This is a genomic window from Vibrio algarum (genome assembly GCF_028204155.1).
In the GTDB taxonomy this organism is placed as follows: Bacteria; Pseudomonadota; Gammaproteobacteria; order Enterobacterales; family Vibrionaceae; genus Vibrio; species Vibrio algarum.
Map to the genome: position 1 here is coordinate 1,380,378 of NZ_JAQLOI010000003.1, position 24,285 is coordinate 1,404,662.

Annotated in this window: 1 protein-coding gene; it reads left to right on the forward strand. The window is 44.9% G+C overall.

Features of this window, described 5'->3' with window-relative positions:
• Positions 1–73 precede the first annotated feature (73 nt).
• Positions 74–24,280 (forward strand): calcium-binding protein, encoded by a 24,207-nt coding sequence (locus PGX00_RS21650; protein WP_272140476.1) that lies wholly within the window; start codon positions 74–76, stop codon positions 24,278–24,280.
• The last annotated feature ends 5 nt before the right edge of the window (positions 24,281–24,285 follow it).

The window sequence follows — 24,285 nt, forward strand, 5'->3', positions numbered from 1 at the left end:
TCTGCAGGTAGGCGGAATTATACGTTTTAAGGGGCTTTCTACGTGCCAGAAGGTCACATACAGGGTTACAATTATGGATAATCAACACCTGAACAGTAGTCGAATTTATCGTGGTTCTAGTAAAAATAAGTTCGCTAAGCGCCGTCTACCTCAATTAAGCCGTTTATTCGCAGGGATAAATAAAGCGGTGAAACCGATGCAGGATGATTCAGCAAAACTTCATCTAAATACGTTTGCTCTAGAGCAGCTTGAGCCTAGGTTGTTACTTTCTGCAGATCCACTAGCGGTGTTGATTGCTGATGCAAGCGTGACGCTTCAAGTCACAGAGAAAGCACCGAATGAACAGTACATACAGCTGATTGATGATAATTCCGGTGGTATTGTTTTAGAAGAGCGAAAACTCTCCGACATTGCATCAGGTAGCATAATTACTGTAACGGGCACGAGCGGTGATGAATCATTAACAGTTGACCAATCTTTTCTCGATCTCGGTGAGCGTCAGTTCGTTGTTCAATTTGATGGTGCTGGCGGTACAGATAAAGTTTCTACCTCCACCAGTGTCACTGAAAGCAATTGGCAAATAAGCGGAGATAATTCTGGTTCAATGGGCACCAACGGCATCGTTGAGTTCTTAAATATTGAAGACCTTGAAGCAACAAACAGCAATGACTCACAGCATTCAATTTCTGCAATCAACGATACCTTCAGTTGGCAGATTAACGACCAAGGAGAAGGTGTTTTATCTACATTGGTCGATGTGCCGGGCTCGATCTTAAAAGAGGCAACAGACGTCGATGTTGCCTTTAGTGGTTTTGACAATATTAGTGGTAGCGGTACGGACTACCTAGATTATAGTCAATATTCTAGTGGCGTTTCCGTTGACTTAGAGAATGAAACAGCTACCGGTTTTGACGGTGTCAGTGGTATTAGCACTTTAATCGGCTCTACTCAATATGCCGATACCTTTGTTGGTGACAGTAACGATAACTTGTTCGTTGTCGATTTTACCGATGATATTTTAAACAGTGATGGTTCAACGGACAGCGTTGATGGTAATGGTGGTTTTGATAGCGTACTTTATCGAGACTCTGGAATTTCCGGAATCGATATTCAAGCATCGATTGTTACCACAGAATCCGATTACGCCCTCACCCATGGCGAGTGGAGTAGCGTCGATAGTGCGTTCACCAATACTAAAATAACACGGCCTGACACCACTGAAGTAGACCTTGCGATCACCTTGGTGGATGTGGACCTTCTTGCCGCAACAGGCGGTGTAGGTGACAACTACTTTGATTTCTCTACCGTTGATGTTTCTGCCCATTTAGTGGGTGGAGATGGGGCGGATATCCTAATTGGTGGCCTGAAAGATGATATTTTAATTGGTGGTACAGGGGGCGATGAGTTAACCGGTGGTGGTGGTAATGATGAAGTTATCGAGGTGCGCGCTGCTGACTTTGAATTGAATGCCAATACACTTCGTATTGGGACAGAAGATGACGATACCCTAACCAGCGTAGAGAGTGTGTACATCCGGGCAACATCTGATGATGGGACGGGTAAAACACTAGATGCTGCAAATGCAGATAATTACCATATTACTTTAGTCGGTTCTGATTACGATGATACGATTATAGCGTCTGTTCACGGAGACACATTAATTGGTGGACTTGGGGCAGATACCATTACCGCTGGTGCTGGTGTTGATACGGTTAATGACCGTTTCACGGGCCGGGCAACCATAGCTAAACCTAGCAGTCACTATGAACTGGACTTATCTCAAGGCAGTAACGAAATATGGACATTAGCTATTCCAGTTATCACTACAGACACTGGTTATGTGTTAACCATTACTGATTTGGTTGGAAACGACATACTGAGTGATGAGATTTCATGGGATGCGGATGCAAGAGATGTTTCTCGATCCATCGAAAAGGCGCTGGGTTTAAACTACGGTCAATTAGCAGTAACCCAAGACGGTGCAGTATGGCAGATAGAATTTAGTGGTCTTTATTCAGGTCAGCCGATTGCTAATAGTATCAGTAGCAACTTAGGAGTGATCGCCTCTATTGATCAACAAGGTACAAACATTGTTGATACGCTCATTGGTTTTGATGCCAGTGACATTATTTCGATTACCGGTAGTGAAACGGCTGATATTGTGGATCTTACCGCCTTTACTGGTCATTCGGTTATTTCTACATACGGGGGTAGCGATGTCATTCGCGGTGCGCAAGGCAGTAATGTTATCGATGCGGGTGATGGCAGCGATACGGTTTATGTTAGTGGCAGTACGAATGACACGGTGATTGGTGGTCGAGGCGAAGATATCATTATTGCTGATTTTAGTAGTAATGCAGCATTGGATTATGATTTCGATTTAGACAATGACCAGTTAGAGATATCGGATGTAACTGACACAGCGGCGGTTGTGCAGTTGTCATTGATCTCCCTAACAGGGTTTGAGTCCTCATCTCTTACCGGTGGCTCTCTTGATGACACCATGGACGCTAGCGGTTTCTATGGTGTATCTGAAACAACCAGCTTGAATCTGTTAGAAGGCTGGAGTGAACTTACAGAATCAACTTTACGTGTCACTCTGGATGATACTGATAACACCATTCTTGATATTGACGTGGGTAGTTCAACAACGTTGGATGAACTTATTGCCCTAATAAATGCAGCAGACGAGAGAGAAACCGGATCACTAAGTGTTAGTTTCGACCAAGCTTCGGGTAATTTATCGTTTTCTGGACTGAGTTATCTCGGTGTTGCAGGAAGTGACCTTTCTCTGCTTGATGTGTTTGGCTTACCTGTAGGCACCGTTGCCGGTTCTGTTGTTACCAGCATGAGTCTTAGTTTGCTAGGTTCATTGCAGTTAACCAGTCAAAAAGGTAACGGCGGTATTGATACCTTTATTGGTTCTGCTGGTAATGATTTCTTTGATATTGATAGCGATGATGTTTCGGTTTCCGGTGGTGATGGAAGTGACACGATTTCGGCCACAACGACTGCCCTTTATATCCAATTTGATTTAGTTGATGATAAATTGATTTGGACTGGTGTCGATCCGGCTGATTCTGGCGCTACTGTGTCATCCTCAGTTAATTTAAATAGTGTGGAAAAGGCAGAGTTATTTGCCGATATTGATGCAACCTCTATAGACGCGAGCGCAAGTAATTTAGATGTTATCTTGGATGCCGCGTCGACTAATGCAACGTTAAGTGGCAGTTCTGCAAACAACGAATACCGCATTGATATTAGTGATCGTACTGATTTAGCGACTCAAAAGGTCTCGATAACGGTAGCGAATACGGCAACGACCAACGATATCGTTTTTTATGGTGGTGATACTGCGTTTACTAACAGTGATTTTAGTTGGGCCACGGTGACCGGTGGAGACTTCTCTTTAGTAAGTGAAAGTAGTGGTGATATGGTCATCGCTAACAATACCGATATTGTTGGGCAGGATGTTGTGTTCCGAGCAAAAGGCGGAACAATAACCGTAACAGGCACATTAAGCACAGATGATCTGAACGGCATTGCTGGTGACATAACCTTTGAAGCAAGGCATATCATCATTGATGATGGAGCCATATTATCGGCTCAAGGTTCTACACTTTCAGATAGCGGTAACATTACATTGATTGCAGCAGATAAACGTAATGATATCGTTGGACTCGGTTTTTATAACTTTGATCAACTCAGCGCTACAGTAACGGTAAATTCTGCCACGATACAAGGTAAGGACATTAATATAACCGCTCGGGCAGAATCTACTCGAGACGGAATACCTATTGGGCGTAGCGGTGGAGAAATTACAGTTGATGAAGAAAAGCTACAAACAAACCTTGAACGTCAGAGTCTTCTCGCTGGTTATTCGCGTGCGGAGATTGACTCGACAATCTCTATCTCTGAGAGCGCCGTTCTTGATGGTGATAACGTTACACTAAAAGCGCACACCATTGGCAGAGTAGTATCATCGCCAATTTCTGCCGGTCTTGCTGTCGCGATTGGCAGTTTAGAAACCAACGCCGATGTTGACGTTAAAGGGACCATTTTGGCAAAAGGGGATGTAAGCCTTGCAAGCCAAACAGAGAATTACCTGAATGTGTCCGCTGAACCATTATCCGATTTAGGCGGGTTAATCGCGAGTGTTGCCGTTGCTCTATTGGAATCTAACTCAACCGTATTGGTAGACCATACTGCGAAGATTGTCACGGAAGGTAATCTAGAGCTTAAAGCAAGTACGTTTGATTTTACTTATGTTGAAGCTCTCAGTGATGCGGGTGGTGAAGGTAAGTTAGCCGCAAGTGTTGCTGTTCATATCGAACGTGGAGAAACACTAGCGACGTTAGCGGGGACGGTTTTAGCTAAGGGTAACGTAAATGTCGATGCGACTCATTCACAAGGTAATTATAAAGGTAACTCAGGGACAAAAGCGGAAGCGATTGTTGACCGAACTGTAACTATCGTAGATAAATACGTAGATAAGTATAAAAGTAAGGCAGTCAACTCAAAAATTGGAAAGAAAATCCCTTTCGCAAGTACAATTTTGGGCACCGATAATAGTGATAATAGCATTGCTCCGACGAAATTCACCGCGGGTATAGCTCTGGTTTATGCCGACGACAGTAATAAAGTTAAGTCTTTGATTGGGTTAGAAGGGCAAGTCAGTGATATTCAGGTTGGTGGGACATTAACACAGCTAGCAACAGTAGATAACCGTTTACAAACGGAAGTGAACTCTGTATCGAGCACCCCTTCCCAATTAACTCAGGCATTAGGTTCTGCTGGTACCTCTGGTGCGTTTAAACAAGTGCCATTTGGTGCAGCGGTCTCCGTTACTATCGCAAGCGTAGATAACGATGCGAAAGCCTATATGCAAGGTTCTACAAAGGTTGATGTACTAGATAAAATCTCCTTAGATGCTCAAGCACAAAACCTTACCGGACTGGTTAGCTCAGATACTACTTTCAAATATGTAGAACCAACGTTAATCACCAACGATATGATTAACAGGGATTACGCGATTAAAAAAGGGGATTTAATCCGTTTCGAAGGCATTCTTGAAGGTGGTGATTATGATTGGCAGCAAACGGATACCGCTGAGCAAGCCAGTACAGGCTATTTTGGCTCAGTTTATAAATATTTAGGTGGTGATCTAAATAATCTTCGTATTAATACCGAAGACTTTAGCGATGTAACAACATGGGAAAAATTAGGCAATAAATACAATAGCATTCCGAACCAACTGTTTGGTGGCGATTCGAATGTATACCTTGTCGACAATTCGATTAAGTCTACAGCCGCTGGTGCAAAAGTCTCTCTTTCTCTTAACTTCGCTAAATTTGATTCTACCCAATTATCAGATGCGAGAATCAAAGGGCAAGTGCAAATTAATCAACGCACCGACTTAGCCAACAGCTTTGATTCTAATACAGACTCTGAAGCCAATAGTGCCGCACAATCAATTTTGGATAGTGGTTTGGTACTGAGTGCTCGTGATATTAGTATGACGTCTAAAACGATCAATAAATCGTTTGATTATGTGGGCAATGCGACGTCTACCTCTTCTGGCTTACCGTTGATCAGCAAACTAAATAAAGCCAAAGGCGCAACCGACGCTTTGAATGGTGTTGGTGCAAGTGTTTATATCAATAATGTCACCATGAATAGCCAGGCTATTATCGAAGATGGTGCTCTTGTTTATGCAGATAAACTTAACGTTAACGCTGACACGGAACTATTTTCAATAGGTCTGGGTTATGCCAGTGGTTCAGGAAATGGTACTTTGGGTGTGGCTGGTCTTTACATGGGCAACAATCTCAACAGTACCTCTATCGCACAGATTGAATCAGGAGCGACGGTCAATGTTGGTACTCGTTTAACGAATGCAACGTCGGAAGAGAGATTAAGTGTTGTTGCGAATAATCAGGTAGATCTGATTGTGGTTGCAGGCGCGGTAGCTTCTGGTGGAGCGATTGGTGTAGGTGGATCTGCGATAGTCACAGATGTGGTCAAGGTCACCAAGGCGCTTGTGGGTACTCAAGGTGACACTGTCACTCGAAATGGTAATGTTGCCGTAAATGGTGATGCTCGCGTTGAAGCTAACAGTGACGGATTTATCATTGGTGCGGCAGTAAGTGCTGCTTCAGCAACAGGTAAAGTTACACCTTCAGGCCAAACAGAACCGCCCGTGGAAAATAGCAGTTATGGTATTAGTATTTCTGGTGCCTTCATTTTCAATACCGTTAATAATACAACCTCATCAGGTTTGTTTAACTTAGTCAGTTTTAACGCGGATAAGCTGACGTTGTTAGCCGATGAACGAAGCGGTGTTTATGCGTTCCCTATTGCTTTTGCTAGCTCTTCTGCACAAAAATTTGCGTTAGCAGCGGCAGGAATAGGTTTAAGAAATGATGCGACCTTCATTGTTAGCGCTGGTATTTCAAATACACAGACGGTGACGCTCGATCAATTAGTTGTGAAAGCGACAAATAGCAGCACGGTTGTCACGGTGTCTGCGGCTGTTGCTATGTCTGGGCTGGCTGAAACTTCAGCAGGCACAACAAGTAGTATTGCGCTCGCAGGTAACGTGTCGATTAACAACGTAACAGCTGATGTGGATGCATTCTTGATCGCTGTTGATACGCTTCAAGTAAATGGAAAAGATTCAACTGGTTTTGCGGTTGATATTGAAGCGAAAGAAGAGTCTGAAATTTACGCAGTTGCACTCGGTGTTGCCTACGCTGGCAACGGTGCTGTTGGTGTTACTTACGCGGAAAACAATATAAACAGTAATATCGATGCGCTGATTAGCAATACCGACTTGACCAGTGCAACGGGAAAGGTCCGTCATCAGGCCAATAGTAATGCGGACATTGTTTCGATTGCATTAGGCGCAGCGGTGACAAAAGAAACCTCACCAGACTTCGATAGCAAGCTTGGTATCTCTGTGGCAGCAGCGGTTGGTTTAAATACGGTTCGCATGAATACGCGGGCTAAAATAGAAAACAACAGCACCATTACTTTACCAACACATGATCTGGATGAGTCGCGTTTAGATGTTAAAGCGAACAATGACACAGACATCGTTGGCGTAGTTGTTGCGGCATCCGTGGGTATACAAACTGGCGGAACGAATACGATTTCATTTACTGGTGCTGGGGCGAGTATTACCAATGAAGTTTATGGAGATACCCAAGCATTGATTGATGGATCTACCATCAATCAAGCATCGACAACAGAAGAAAAATCTACGGCGGCGATTGGGACCTTTGTTCAGGCTGATGCAACCGGTGATATTGTCGCAACGGTGGTTTCAGCAAGCGTCGCTTATGCGAGCTCCACAACGGGTTCGGGTGTTTCTGGTTCGATTGGGGTTGCGTTAGCTGGGAACAATATTGGTGGTGACCCAGATAATAACAACAAGACAAATAAAGTGAGCGCTCTTATCAATAATTCAGATATTGATATTAGCGGTGCGGTCAATACCAATGCAGAAAGTGCGCAAGATATCTCATCAACCGTCGTTGCTGCTTCTGTGGCAATCGCTCAATCGACATCAGGCAGCGCCGGCGGGTTAAGTGGTGTGGGTGCTTCCACAACGAATAATATTGTTGTGGATGTCAATTCAGGCATCACAGCGGATGTTGCAAATAAGTCTATTTTAGCCGATTCATTAAGTGTCATAGCAAAAGACAAATCAATTATTACTACTTCAGTCGTTGGTGCGTCTGTGGCTGGTGCTTATTCGCCATCAGCGTCTTCTGGCACATTAAGTATTGCAGTTTCTCTGGCTGAAAATAATGTGACTACCAATGTTTCCGCTCTCGTTAGCGGCGTATCTGTCGGTTCACAAGGCGTTGGCTTACAAGACCGCCGTATCGGAGCGGTTAACCTTGTTGCTGATTCACAAGCAATGATTACGGCAACTTCCGTTGCGGCTTCTATAGCGGCGAGTTATAGCACATCAGGTTCCATTTCTATCAGTGGTGGTGGCGCAAATTCTATCAATACCGTTAAAGGCTCAACATCAGCAAAAATTAAAGACAGCGCTGTTCATAGTGATTCTTCTGTAGGCGTGACAGCAACGAATACTTCAACAGTCGATGCCACGGTTGTGGCTATCGCGGTTGCTGGTGCGGGCGGTAATGGCGGCGGTGCGGGTTTATCTATTGGTGCTGCTGTTGCAGAAAATAGTATAGGCACGAGTGGTGCGCGTGTATTGATTAATGCATCGATAGAAGATTCGTCTGTGGATACTACGTCGACTATTACCCTTCTGGCCAATGCGGTGATGACGATCAATGCCGGTGTTGGGGCTGGCTCTCTAGCCATTGCGGGTGGTACGGGGGGTGGTCTTGCTGGTTCAGGTTCGGGTGTTAGTGCAACCAACGATAGTTATGCATCGGTAAGTAGCTTTATCGATAATTCTACCGACGCAACGAAAAAAATTGAGACAAGTTCATTAACGATAACAGCAAACAGTGGTTCAACGATTACAGCGGATGCTGGCGCAGCAACTCTTGCAGCAGGTTTCGGTTCTGGTGGCGGGATAGCAGGGTCAATTGGTGTGGCGTTAGCACGTAACACAATTGACAGCGATAACAATGCATACGTTAAGAATGCAACGTTGGAATTGGGCAGTTCAACGCTTGATATCAACAGTACAACGAACAACACAATTACTGCAATATCAGTAGCGGCGTCAATCAGTATTGCAGTTGGTAGCGGTGGTGGTATCGCAGTGTCAGGAGCTGGTGCGGATTCAAATAATGCAATATTTGGTGATACGTTAGCGTACCTGGACGGCGTAGATGTTCTTAACGTCGGTATTATTGATGCCGATGCTTCGAATACGTCAACAATAACCGCAACGGTTGCTGCTATTGCAGGTTCAGCGGCTGGAGGCTCTGGTGGAGGCGCAGGTCTCGCTATTGGTGCTGCGGTATCGGCTAATGATATTGGTTCATCAAGTGATCGCTTGATGGTGAAAAGCTATGTGGAAAACAGCGCAATAAATGCTACGGGTGCTATCGATTTAAACGCACTCGGTAATTTGACTATTACCGCAGGTGTTGGTGCTGGCGGTGTCGCTATTGCAGGAGGAAGCGGTGGCGGTTTGGCAGGCGCTGGTAGTGGTGTTAATACGACGAACAAAGTTTACGCAGACGTTGAAAGCTATATCGATAATCTAGCTAACGTTAACAAAGCGATTACGGCATCGAGTATTACTTTAAATTCTTCCAACACGTCGACGATTACAGCGGATGCAGGAGCCGCTTCACTTGGTGCTAGTTTTGGCGCAGGTGGCGGAGTTTCAGTGACTATCGGTGTCGCTCTTGCTCGTAATACTATTGATGTGGATACCAAATCTTATATCGCGAATGCAAATTCGATTAGTACCGGTACCGGTATTGTGGATCTTGATGCGCTTACTAAGAATACAATCACAGCAACTTCTGTCGCAGCGTCATTAGCGCTAGCTGGTGGAGCTGGTGGTGGCGCTTCGATTTCAGGAGCGGGTGCAGATTCAAATAATATAATCAAAGGGGAAACAGCAGCATACCTTGACGGTGTTTCTCTTATCAATGTAGGTAATGTCGATGCAGATGCGAGTAACACCTCTACAATAACCGCTACTGTTGCGGCTGTCGCTGCCTCTGGCGCAGGAGGTGCAGGTGGCGGTGTTGGACTTGCTATCGGTGCAGCCGTTTCTGCCAACGATATTGGCTCATCAACCGACCGTCTGCTGGTGAATAGTTACATAAAAAATAGTGCTATAAATGCAACTGGCGCTATTGGGCTAACAACGGTTGGCAATCTAACTGTCAATGCAACGGTTCTAGCGGGGGGCGTTGCGATTGCTGGTGGTGCCGGTGGTGGATTAGCCGGAGCGGGTAGTGGAGTTAATACGACAAACACCGTGTATGCTGATGTCGCAAGTTATATCAACAACGCTTTAAATAGTAACAAATCTATTTCAGCTGCAAGCCTTACGCTAAGTTCATCAAACACTTCTAAGATTACAGCGCTAGCAGGTGCAGCTTCTCTTGGTGGTGGTTTTGGTGCTGGTGGTGGTGGCACGGTGACGATTGGCGTGGCGTTGGCACGCAATACGATCGACGTGGATACTAAGTCTTACATTGCGAATTCAAACTCGGTTAGCACGGGTACTGGCTTAGTCGATATTGATGCGATTACGAAAAATACGATTAAAGCAACCTCCTTTGCCGCGTCGTTAGCTTTTGCCGGTGGTGCAGGTGGTGGCCTTGCGGTTGCAGGAGCAGGTGCTGATTCTAATAATATTATCAAAGGTGAAACTACCGCCTATTTACAAAATAGCGCTTTGACTAATGCAGGTACTGTAGCATTAGATGCACAGAATAATTCTGAGATTACCGCAACAGTTGCAGCGGTTGCGGTAACGGCTGCAGGTGGTGCTGGTGGCGGTATTGGGGTCTCGATTGGGGCGGGTGTTTCTCATAATGAAATAGGAACGAGCAGCGATAGATTAAAGGTTCTTTCATACGTACAAAACAGTGCTATTAATGCAAGTGGTGCACTAAGCCTTAATGCGACTGCGAATATGAAAATTAAAGCTGAGGTTACTGCAGCGAGCCTGGCGGTAGCGATTGGCGGCGGCGGTGGCGGTGCTGGCGCGGGTTCTGGTGTGAGCGCGACCAATGAAATTTACGGCCTTACAAGCAGCTATATTGATAATAGTGGCGCGAGCAGTAAAACAGTAACGGCAAGTAGTATTGACGTTACTAGTAACAGCACATCAACGATTACGGCGACACTGGTTTCAGCATCGTTGGGTATAGCAGCAGGTGGTGTAGGTGGTTTAAGTATTAGTGTCGGTATTTCGTTAGCGAACAACACTATTGATATGGATAACACCGCCTACCTTAAGGGCATTTCCTCTATTGGTAGCACTGGCTCACTAACATTGACCGCAACGACTAATAACATTATTGGTGCGACTTCGGTTGCAGCGAGTTCAGCACTTTCTGGTGGAGGCGTTGGAGGCATTAGTATCAGTGGTGCTGGTGCTAGCGCATCGAACGATATTTTTGGCACAACTCAAGCCTTTATCGATAATACACAAGTCAGCGGTGCGTCTTCAGTCTCGGTGACGGCATCGGATACATCAGACATTGACGCGACAGTTGTAGCCGGATCTCTTGCTGGTGCTGGTGGAGGCGCTGGTGGTATTGGGGTTGCGCTTGGTGCAGCCTTTGCCTACAACAATATTGGTAGCAGTAGCAAACGACAATCGGTGAGTGCCTATGTGAAAAACAGCGGGATTACCGCTACGGGAGCACTTACCTTAACTGCAACTGGAAACATGACCATAGACTCTGTTGTAGTAGCGGCGAGTGCTGCAGTGACGGGTGGAGGGGTTGGTGGAATTTCGGGTGCAGGTGCAGGTGTTAACACGACCAATAAGGTCTACAACGAAATTAACACTTACATAGATAATTCATCGGCCAGTGGTAGAGCTATTCATGTAGGTAGCTTGACACTAACCAGTAATAATACCTCTAAAATCACTGCGGACGCGGTGGGAGCAGCGCTTGCAGCGGCATTCGGTGGCGTTGGTGGTGTATCAGTCGCAGTAGGGGTATCTCTTGCTCGAAATACGATTGATAGTAATACAAACAGTTATATTAATCGTGTCGGCCAAGTAAACAGTGGTGCTATACAACTTAGCGCCAATGCAAATAATACGATAAGAGCGACATCTTCTGCGGCTTCATTGGCGGCAGCGGGTGGTGGCCTAGGTGGCGTCGCTATTAGTGGTGCCGGGGCTGAGTCTTCAAATAGAGTCTTTGGCGATACCAAAGCCTATATCGCAAATAGCCAATTAGGTTCATCGAGTAATAAAGTCGGTTTGGTCGATGTTAAAGCTAAAAACATCTCTAATATCAATGCGACGGTTGTTGCCGCCTCAGCGGCAGGAGCGGGTGGTGGCGGTGGTGGTGTCGCGGTATCCATTGGTGCATCTGTTGCACAAAACGACATTGGATCTTCCGGTGATCGTCTACGCGTAGCGAGTTATATCGATAATAGCCAATTATATTCAAGTGGTGCATTGACCGTGGATTCACGTGCACAAATGACTATTAATGCAAGCCTTGTTGCCGCGAGCGTTGCGGTAGCGGGTGGTGCTGTTGGGATAAGCGGATCAGGTGCAGGCGTTGGAGTATCGAATAATATCTATGCAGATTTAGATAGTTACATTGAAGATAGTGCGACTATCCTAGCTTCTGGAATTACCGTCAAATCATATAGTGCTTCAGATATTGATGCCCTAGCTGTTGCAGCTTCAGTGGCTGCGAGCTTCGCACCAATCGGTATCGCTGTCTCCATAGCGGCTTCAGAAATAAGTAATAATGTGGATATCAATATTGATAGTGATGTTCGCAACTCGACCCTAACCAGTCTGGGTGACTTTACTGTTCTCGCTCAAACCAGCGATGACATTTATGCTAAAGGTTATGCAACATCTTTTTCCGCAGGTATTGGTTTTGCTGGTGCAGGAGTTATTGTAGACAGCGAAGTAGATGGCCGAGTTAACGCTGGAATTACAGATTCGTCGATTACGGTTTATGGTTCCGGTTCGATTAAATCTATCGCGAATTCCACACAAAGAACCGATGCATACGGTATCGCTGTTGGCTTTATTGCCGCAGGTGTCGTAATTGCTGATCTCGAAGCGAACATCAATAGTTCGGTTGATTTTAATGATGTGACTTATACCGGTTATGACTTGCTACTCTCGGCATACGGAACTGAGAATAATTATGCTAATGCGGTAGCGGGTAGCGGTGGTGTTCTTGCTGGCGCAGGTGTGGGTGCTAAAACTCGAAGCACCAGTAACACTTTGGTAAATATTAGTGATGAATCAAGCATAACTCTTGGAACACTCGGTGGTACAGGTGTACTGGATATTAAAGCGGAACACGTTGCGAGATTTGATGCCAAGATTATCGCAGCATCCGGTGGTTTGTTGTCCGGCTCAGGTGCAGAAATTGACCACGTAATCACTTCAAATGTCATGGTTAACTTAGGCGACAACGGTCACAGTGATAACCTATCAATTACCGCTAAAGATATTAATGTTGATGCGATAAATCGTATTCAAAAAGATCAAGGGGGTTATATCAATGCGTTAGCGGTTGGTTTGGCCAGTGCCGCAGGTGCGGATAGCCGTACAATGTTAGATATAGCAACCATCATTGATGTAGCGAATAACGCTGTTATCAATGCGACAAGCGATGATGAATCACACGGTATCGCTTTAAACGCACTAAATGATCTCAACATCACTGACAAAGTGATTCTTAATGCTTCAGGTGCGTTGGCCGCAACCGGTGCAACGGTTGTAGTGACGGATAACCAACTATTGGCTAAGGTGCGTATTGGAAACAACGCAAATCTAACCAGTAGCGGTGATATTCAGGTTTCTGCTCGTGGTAAAGGGACCGTTATCACCTCGGTAGAAGCGGATTCAAGTGGTGCGATTTCGGTTACGATAACCAAGTCAGTCGCGAACATCACGCCAGATAATCAGGTGTTGTTTGATACGGGCGCTAAAGTTACCGCTTATGGTAATCTTAATGTCTCTGTTGGTACAGATACCGATTTTAATCGAGATGCTTACAAAATTAACGCCCTTATCGATGCCTTTGCGGACAGTGCAATCCCGGTCGATGATGCAACGGCAAGCGCAAATTTACAGCAAAGCAATAGCATCACGGTGAATAGCGGCGCACACCTTAAAACCGCTAGACAATTGAACCTACACGCAGAGCGCTTTGGCTTTGCTGATATGGATGCACAAACCAAGACGGTGAACTGGGCGTCTGAATTAGGTGGAACTGCCGACTTGGGTGGTGATGTTTCTAGTGGTGCCAGTGGCATAGTTAGTAATTACGGTACATTGGAAACCGGTATCCGACGGGTACAACGGATTGAATTTAACTCCCTGAATGATGACGGTAGCGTGAACGACTACAGTGGAAGTGAAGGCGTCACCTTTACTGAAAATGTTTCACAAGTGAATTCAGACTTATTTGATAGCTTGGAAAACGCAGAAGAACAACTCGCAATATTTAATCGTGGTAACGAGCCAGACACGGATATTGAAACTTACTACAAAAATGAAATTGCACGGATTCAAGATGTTTTATTAGAGAAAGGATTGATGGAGCGAGTAGAAGTTCGAGATGAAAATACGAATGCTCTTATTCGTGTTGTATTTCTTCCGAATAAAGTTTCGGTTCCGGTTATCTCGGTGAATGACATACACGCTGAAGCGGGGCGTATCGATGTTCGTTCTGATTCTATGGTAGGAACAGGCGTTGTGATAGCGCCAGGCGATGCTTCTGTCGAGATACTTAACCATACTATCGCGTCATTAGTGGTAAATAAAATTACTATCCCTCAAGAAAATGGTGGCCTTTATATAAACGGTGAGCGGGGAGACACGGCAACCTATGATGACCCTCTCATTCGTATTATCAATGACGTGGATTTGGATCTAGCTAAAGCAGAAATCCAGCTTAGATTCGAAAGTGAGTTAACAAGTAATACTGCTGGTGAACCAGACAGTACTGTTGTTTTAACGTGGCCTTCGATTACTGTCGCTGATGCGATCACGAATCGCTCCGGTAAACTCGAAATCAAGAGTTTGACGGGGAATACCGGTGTACAGGGTAAGGGTGATATTTATATCTATGCTGACATGGATGTAAAAGATCAGCAGATTGTTACGGATGGAACCTTTATTGCGAGTCTCCCTCCAGGCTCAACCTATTCTGTTGGTGGTTCTGAGTACGCTAAATGGAATGAAACAATTGGCGCAAATGGTACAAAAATAGCTTCAACCGGCAATATTAGTTACGAATTAAATAGAGATATGACGTTACCAAACCTGACCGCCGACAATATTTCAATCACTGCAGAATATATCAATATCAACGGTAAGATTCAGAGTGGTAAAGAAGAGTTTACTTTAGTTATTACGGCAGCAATAAAACAACAAATAGCGAGTTATAGAGCTGACAAAGCAACGGGATTAAAAAGACTTGATACTGGAAACGAAGACTTTTCTGTATTCTATGATACAACCAACGATCAAATAGTCATTGGAGACATGCGGGTTAGTGGTGGTTACATTGAGCTAAATGGTCATATCCTAAATACAAATAACAATTCCACTATTGAGTTACTTGGTGGTTACGCAACGATTAATGTTACAAATGAAACCGACCTTGACTTGAAAATTCTTGGTTTAGATGCCTCTCAGCGAGGTAAAGGTACGCTTATCATCCGTGATAAAGCAAAAGGAACATCTGCGAACCCATCTGTGACCAAGTACATTAAAGACGAAAATGGCGTTCGAATCGAATCCAATTTTACCTCTCATGTTATCAATCAAGGTGAATATAATGAACAGGTCGTTGAAGTCGCCAATACTGTTGCAGTTGGAAAGGACGTTGACGAATATCTGCCTAAAGAGGGTTGGCGTTATAACTGGACAATGGGTTATGAAGAGGCTACACGGCAATATACGCAAACAGGAAAATCGGCATGGTTAGGTATTGATGCGTTTGCGGCTGACCCTGCCACGCTTACTTCTTGGGGACCTGCTGAAGTCATAGGAGGACCAGAGCTTAGTGGTGAAGGGGCATACTTTAAGTTTGACCCAGACTTAAAGGATGATGACTATATCTATGTTCCTACCAAAACAATACTTGGAGAAAGTAGTTCGTTAGTGCGTAAGTGGACCACCAGTACTTGGTATGGCAAAAAAACCTATTACGCCAAGTTTGTAAAAGAGACGAAAACACTACACGAATATAGCCATTCGTTAAAGGCGGATTACGGCATTAATATAGTCTTTAAGGGCGAAGAAGCCGGTGCAGTTAATATTAATTCTTTGCTTGGTGGCGATATTATTGTGCAAGGAAAGATTAGTAACGAGAAGGGTACGACAACCATAACCACCACTGGTGCGATTTTAACATCGGCTTCAGGTAGTGTAGGTGGAGAGAATATTATATTAACAGCCGGTTATATTGGTGGGGCTCCTGTGACCAATGTTGATGGAAGTTATGATGCGGCGATAAATGCGTTGACGACCAATCTAACCAATGACGCTGGTGGAAGTATATCGGCACGGACACAGGGTGGTCGAATCAACATTGTTGAGATAGATGGCCCATTGGTTGTGAAAGACATTACTTCCGCATCTTATAGTGATTATTTACGCGATTCCGGTGGTAAAGTGTTCCTGTCTGCCGTTGGTGGTATAGAAGGCGCGGTTGGTACCAGTGCTGTTGTTCGCGGTGGTATTATCAACATCAATTCAGAAGACCATGTCGGTAGCGCAACACAAGCGTTAAATATTGATGGTGGTATTGCGAATAAAGATTATCTAGCCATTAGTGCCGTTAGTGATGTGTTTATTAATGAAACGGATGGTGATTTACGTATTAAATCAGTAAGCAGTAGTGCAGGTGATGTCACTGTCACGGTTGCTAACGGCTCACTTATTGATGCGAATACGACCGCTATTCGTGATGAAAGAACCTATGAAGAACTGAGCACGGGCGTATGGGAAAGCCTAGGCCTTATTGATGGCAGTGACTCTGCTCAGAAAAAGATAGACGATGTAATTGATGCTTATACGTCCTCACGTGAGCGCGAATACTTTGCTTACTGGAATATTCGTAATGCTCAAACAGACTCACTCTATGACCCGGTAGCAACAATAACGATTAACGGTGGTGAGGTAACTTATTATAGTGATTACTATCGTCAACTAGGTGAAGAACAAGGTAAAACTGGCACGGAGTTAGACACCTTTGTTTCAGACGCGATTCAAACCTTGAACAACAAGCGCAACGCTGAATACCATTCTTTGCATGCCAGCTATGGTCTAGAGGCGTACGACGCTAATTACTCTTATACACTTACCGCACAAGAAAGAGCTGACTTGACTGGTAGCGTGCACGTATGGACAGAAGAGGAGTTACTTAACCTTATCAGTGGTAGCTTGCTTAAACCAATTACGGATACACAAGCAACGATTGAAGATGAGAATATCTCCGCAGCAGGCAATATCACGGTTGTTACCTCTCAAAATGTAGGCTCAGCAGTCGGGAGTGTCGAGATCGAACTCGATGGTAATTATACGGATAACGAAAGAGTACAATTAGCCGCAGCTGAACGTAATGATGTGTACTTTACCTTCCAAGAGCGCGTGAATGTTGTCGTTGACGTGATAGATGACGCAGCGGGTGATGCACTCTTCCGAAGTGACGGTGGTAGTTGGATAAGTGATGGTTTTGTGGCTGGAATGCAGATTCGAATTGCAGGGGATAGTGCTGCATCAAATGATGAAGGTGGTTTCTATGAAATTACAGAGGTTACCGCCAGCAAATTAACCCTTACCACAACGGAATTAAACGTTGAAGTTGCGGTTGATTTAGATATAGCAGCAATTAGTGGTAGTCCACTATTGACGACGCTTATCAATACTAACAATCAAGACTGGCAGACGTTAGGCCTTGCAGAAAAAGGGTATGTTGCGGCTAATGGTAATTTTTATCAAATAGAACGTATTGCAGGACGAGTAATTGACCTTAAGAAGGTCTCCAATGATGTCGCCATTGGAGCCACTGTTATTAGTAGTTCAAATTATCGTATTGCTAAGCTTGAGAAAGTGATTATTGATCAGCGTGAAGATGTTGATGTTCTAGCTTATGGAACTATCGACGTTTCCGCTGTGGGTAATCTATACCTAGGTTCAAACCAAACGCTAAATGTTGAGCATGCTTCAGGTGACAACGTTCGCATTAAGAGTAAAGCTTATCTAGTCGATTCAACTGTATCGGGAGCGTCGGTTACAGCTTCATCTAGTTTGATACTCGAGGCGGGTCAAGGGGCCATTGGTACAAGTGCCGATCGCTTTATGATTGATACTGGTGTCGATGCTTCGTTTACCGCTCGGGCTCGATACGATATTTATGTCACAGAGATAAACTCAGACATTAATGTTGGGACTATTTATGCAAGAGAAGGTGTTGTTGACCTTCGCGCTAATAGCGGCTCAATCGTCGACCATTTTGAGCACCCTTATGAAAATATAAGAGCGAACAGTATTGTGCTTACCGCAATGACGGGAACTATCGGTGAAGTAGGAAACTACCTCGATATTAACCTGACTGGCGGTACGATTACGGCCAATGCTAGGGGCAATATTGGCTTAAATGAAACCGAACTTACTATGAATGTTGATCATATTGAATCGACCTCAGGTAATGTCGATTTACAAGCTCATATGGCTATCCTAGACGCAGTGGCAGACAGCACAGCTTCAGGTGAAGTAGCCGATATCATTGGTGCTAGCATCAATCTTATCTCACGCTTTGATACCGTTGGAGCGGTGGCCGCTGATCTAGAATTAGATACTGGCTCGCAGTCGGGTCAAAATCTCACCATTTCAAGTGCTAAAAATAGTCATGTTATTGAGAGTGTTGGTGACTTGTATCTAAATCAAGTTTCGACAGGTAATACAGCCATTGCCTTTATCGCCGCACCAAGTGGTCGCATTTTGAACGATAGTCTGTCTGGCGATAATGTCGTTTCAGGAAAAACATTCCTATTTGCTGCTCAGGATATTGGGTCGGCGAATAAAGCACTAGCGACAAAAGTGGGTAATATTCAAGGTCAGTCCACGGCAGGTAGCACCTACGTAACCAATACTGGCGCATTAAGTGTTGGCGGTGTTGTGGCCAATTTGCCTAATGGCTTGTTTGCCGGTGGCAGCGTTACGTTGATTACACATAGTCCGCTAACGGTAACAGAAAATATTCTAAGTAAAACGTTTATCGACCTGACGTCTACCGATAACTCGTCTGATGACAATATCGTGGTGAATAGTGGAATAACGCTGACTTCTACCGATAGTTATATTAACGTTAATTCCGGTGATGGTTTTACATTAAACGAAGATGCGGTACTTGATGCGGCCCTTGATGTCACTATTCAGATAGACAATGGTGATACTGGTAATCTCGACCCAGAAGGTGCAACGGTTGATATCCAAGGTACTATTATTACAGCAAATAATATTATCATTAATGGCGACATCAACGACGACGTGATCACGCTTAGTGGAATCCTTAATGCACAAAATATTGGTATAAATGGTGGTGACGGGGAAGATAAAATCACGATAGATGTCGTTCAAATTGACGGTGATGTTACGGTGAAAGGCGGTAACGACAACGACATGTTGACGGTCAATCAGCTCCATTCACGGACAGATTCCTTGCTTCTCGATGGTGAGAGTGGAACTGACGCCTATATCATCAATCGCACTGGTGCGGATGCAGGCTACATAATCGATGTAGAAGATACGGGTAGCGAAGCATCGGGTGCCGATACATTAACCATTAACGGCACATCCGCTGATGATACTTTCTTGCTTCGTGCTAATTTTGTTGCTGCGATGCACAGCGATGGTAACGGAGGGTATGGTGATACAGTTGAACGTGTTAACTATGACCGCAATATCAACGCGCGTCTAACCATCAATGGTCACAAAGGCGTAGACAGTTTCTTTAGTGATGACACAAGTACTATTACTACACTAGATGGTGGTGCAGGTGCAGATAACTTCCAGATAGGTCAGTTATTTGGTATCGATCGTCAGTCTTCGTTAGGCGCGGTAGCGGCAGGCGATGAGATTGAAACCGTTGAAACCACCTTAGGCTTCTTAAGCCGGGGTAATAGTTTGCCAATGGTGATTTATGGTGGTGATGGCCACGACAACATTAAGGTGTACTCAAATAAAGCTATCACCAAATTGTATGGTGAAGATGGTGATGACAACTTTATTGTTCGAGCATTCTTGATTAAAGACAGTGGTTTGAGCAATAACAGTGTGGATGTCGAGCTGTTTGGGGGCGACGGTGCTGATACGATTGAATACAGTATTAATTCAACTCTGAAAATTGACGGTGGTGCGGGACGCGATTCCGTTACAGTGATAGGTACTGAAGCCGACGATAACTTTATGGTGACGAAAGACGGTATCTACGGTGCCGGCCTCAATGTTGGTTTTGAAGGCGTTGAACAGGCCGAGATTGATGGCCTTGAAGGCGACGATACTTTCTATATATTGAGTACCAGTGACAAAGTTGAGACGACCATTATTGGTGGGTTAGGGGCAGATACTTTTAACGTTGCTAGTGATGTTGTCAATCCAATTGTCTCTTACTCTGTTGAAGGTCGCAGCAGCTTCATTAACCACAGTGTCGAAAGTGAAGATGATGCCTACAATGGTGTCTTCGTTAATGGTGTCTCGCTTAATGTGGCGAGCCAAAGCAATGGTGCCATCACCGTGGATACGGGCGGTGCGATGTTATTGGACGAAGATGGTTTGACCGATGAATATGAAATCGGTATTGGTATTCCTAGTGCAGATGTATTGGCAGGAACCGTCGCTTACGTAACCGTCTCGGCAGCAAGAGCATCGAGCAGTGACGACGAAAAAACCGCCAACGAAGCAGCAAGTATCTTGGTTTCTACTGATAACATCAATTTCTACGAATCACTGGTTCTTACCTATACCCAAGGCGTCAATTGGGACACGAATACAACTATCTATGTCAAGGCGATAGATGACACGGCAGCAGAAGGTCAGCGCCAATATGTCATTAACCATAGTGTAAGAAGCGAAAATTCAGCGTTTGATAATCTTGATATTAATAACGTTGAATTGACGGTGAATGATAATGATAAAGCGGATATTATTTTAACCAATAACGGGTCGACTGTCTTAGCAGAAGGTGGCATAGCGCAGACGTTTAACGTGCGTTTAGCTACCCAGCCTGATACGAATGAAACCGTCACCGTTAATCTGGGTGAGCTGATACCAATCGGTGGAAGCAGCCAATTAACCATTACAGGACCAACTCTCGAATTTACGCATTTAAATTGGAATAATCCAATAGCCTTCACTGTGCTAGCAACTGATGACGGTGATGTGGAAAATGCCTACCAAGCAGGTGTAACGTTAAGTGCGACGAGTGATAAAACAGGTACAGACTACGCTAATGTGGACGATGTTGAACTCGAACTATTAGTGCTGGATAACGACACAGGTTCAGTCGTTGTTACACCAAGTAATGGGGCGACTCTTGTAAGCGAAACATCACAAGATGACTATTCACTTGTGTTGAGCAGACAACCAACGGCACCAGTCACGGTCAGTTTACTGAATGATGGGCAAACCTTATTTAGTAGCAGCGACTCCCGCTATAACGCAACTGATAATACCGTTACATTTGGTATTGCAGATGGTGACTGGAATAAAGCGATTGTTATCGAGCTATCGGTTAATCCTAACTATCAAGATGAGGGCAATCAGCCTGTCCAGAAAGCGCCGTTACAGCCACATACGCTGAATAATATCAAAGGTAAACTGATCATCGAAGGGGGTATTCCTGACGGTAAAGAGCGGACCTTATCGGCCGCGGTGATTTTACCAACAGAACTGGATGGTGCTTTACCAACGATTGATATTACTCTTGATGAAAATGTGGTGACGGATACATTGAATGTCTTTAATGACGGCAGTGTAGAAAATGAAACAGGTCTATTGTCTGATAAGACTATCACTGGCTTAGGTATGACAGCCGGTAATGGTATTGAGTACCACGATATAGAAGTGGTGGAATTATTGTTAGGCTCGGGTAATGACAACATTACCGTTACTAACACAGCGGAAGGTGCTATCACCGTTATCCATGGTGGTGGCGGCGACGATACCATGAGTGTGACTGGAAGCGACAGCGATGGCGCGCTCATACTACTGGGTGATTCAGTACAAGATGGCTCTACATACAATGCCACATCACTAGCGAAAACCGATAAAGGACGCGAATACAAAGCGGCCGGCAATGACACCATAGATGCATCGGGTGCAGGTGGCTCTGTTGTGATCTACGGTGGATTAGGAAATGACTCATTGACCGGTAGTGAATTTGGAGACCATATCGCGGGTGGGTCTGGTAACGATGATATATTCGGTTTAGCAGGCGATGACCATATCTACGGTGACGCAGGGTTTAACCTTGATATAAGTACTCGTTTAGATTTATCTACTCAAGTACTGGAAGTAGCACTTGACGCAGATAGCGCCAACGATAATCTTGATACTTCAGACTCACTTCTTGTTGGAAACGATACGATAGATGGTGGCACTGACAATGACATTATCTTTGGTGACAAAGGGTCAATCGTTCAGTTTGCTGGGACCAATCGGATCTTGGATACGAATATTCAGCTGGTCACAAGTATTACCAACAGTGGTCGTGTATTGGGTGGTACAGATACCATTCGCGGCAACAGCGGTGATGATGTCATCTTCGGTGGTGAAGCCAGTGATAGTTTGTATGGTGGAAATTCGACTTCGGGGCAAAGCATTGCAACGCCAGATAAAGACATCATCCTTGGTGACCTAGGACAGGTAACCATTACTAATGGCGAAGCGGTTCATATCTTTACTACGGATACGAATACGGGCGCAAGTGATGTGATTCAAGGCAACCAAGATAACGACATTATTCTTGCAGGTGCGGGTGGTGATAGCGTCCTTGGTAACGCTGGGAATGATTGGATATTGTCTGATTTCGGCCAGGTTGATTTACGCAATAATGCACAAGTTTTGACTACGACAACTGGAGACAATCACAACACAGGTAATGACGTGGTTAACGGTGGCGAAGGGGATAACCGAGTACTTGCAGGATTAGGTAACGATACGGTGATAACCGGTAGTGGAGATGATCACGTAATCGGTGACAACGGCACCCTAACGTACACTTCATCTGGTGTGATTGTGCGCGCACAGACAATCGATTCAGCAATAGGAGGCAATGATATTCTTGCTTTAGGAAGTGGCGATGATGTTGTCCTAGGCGGGTTTGGCAATGACACCATCACGACTGGTAATGGTGACGACAGCGTAATAGGTGACAATGGTCAAATAGACTTTGCTAACGGCGTACGTTCAGTGCTGTTCAGTACGGATACAAGTAATGCAACCGGTGGTGACGATATCATTTCACTAGGCAACGGTAGCGATCAACTTATCGCGGGTGTTGGTAATGATACGGTGAACAACCTTTCTGGTGAAACGATTATTATTGGTGATGATGGTCGCATAGAAAATGACTCGACGGGGCGTTACTTGGTAGCCTTAACGGGTAATACGTCGATAGGAGGTGATGATAATGTGACTGGTGGTTCAGACCGTGACATTATTTTTGGTGGATTTGGTGCTGACAGGCTAGATGGTCAGGCAGGAAACGACCTCATCGGTGGTGATGGAACGAAGGTGACTCGTAACCCAACCACTATCGTGTTAGAAGCTATCGATCTCTTCGTTGGGGGCAATGACACTATTCTGGGTGGCGATGGCTTTGACCGTATGCAAGGACAGTTCGGTAGTGACTTATTCTTTGCTAACTTCAATGAAGATGTGTTGGTTGGTGAGTATGGACGATTCACGTTTGACACTACAGATGCGGATCAAACCGCGACCTTTATTATCACGTTAGCGCAGGGCAAACTTGACTTGATACGTCAACTTCAGACGAGCCTATTTGGTGGTTATGCGAAACAAGTGTTTGCAGAATCTAACTTGGGACAAGCAGCGAGAAGCCGTACAGCATTAACGACGGTCTTTACGGATAGTGCGCAAACAGCGGTTGCAGGCTTAGGAGCAGATGCAGTGATGCAAGCAACCAGCTCCGGTGGAGGTCAAGGTGCAGACTTTGTTATTCCGACAGAGCCAACAGCGGCAGGTACAGAAACGCAATCACCTGAGCAAGTAACAGAACAAGCGGAAGGTGAACTAGCTCCTGTAGAAGTAACAGGTGAAGTCGAAGGCGAACAAGTCCCTGTAGAAGCAATCGGTGAGGCGACAAGCGAGGTAGTTCCTAAAGACGTTGAAGCTGAGCAAGAAGAGTGTGAAGTAAAAGCGGAAGATGGCACTTGTGCTCCTATGGCTGAAGAAGCTAGTCAACCAGAAGATGCATCACAAGCCGACACGGAGCAAGATGAAGGGCTGCTTGCGGTATCAAGTGATATCGATATTCACGCGGCATTGGCAGCGGTCGGTGGTTGGGCCGTGATGAAAGATACTTCGGGTAACACAAAAGGGCGAAACAAACGCAAAGTAGCGTAGCCATT

What these genes read in the sequence shown, in the direction of transcription:
- PGX00_RS21650 (WP_272140476.1), top strand. Translation starts at nt 74, where the DNA reads ATGGATAATCAACACCTGAACAGTAGTCGAATTTATCGTGGTTCTAGT.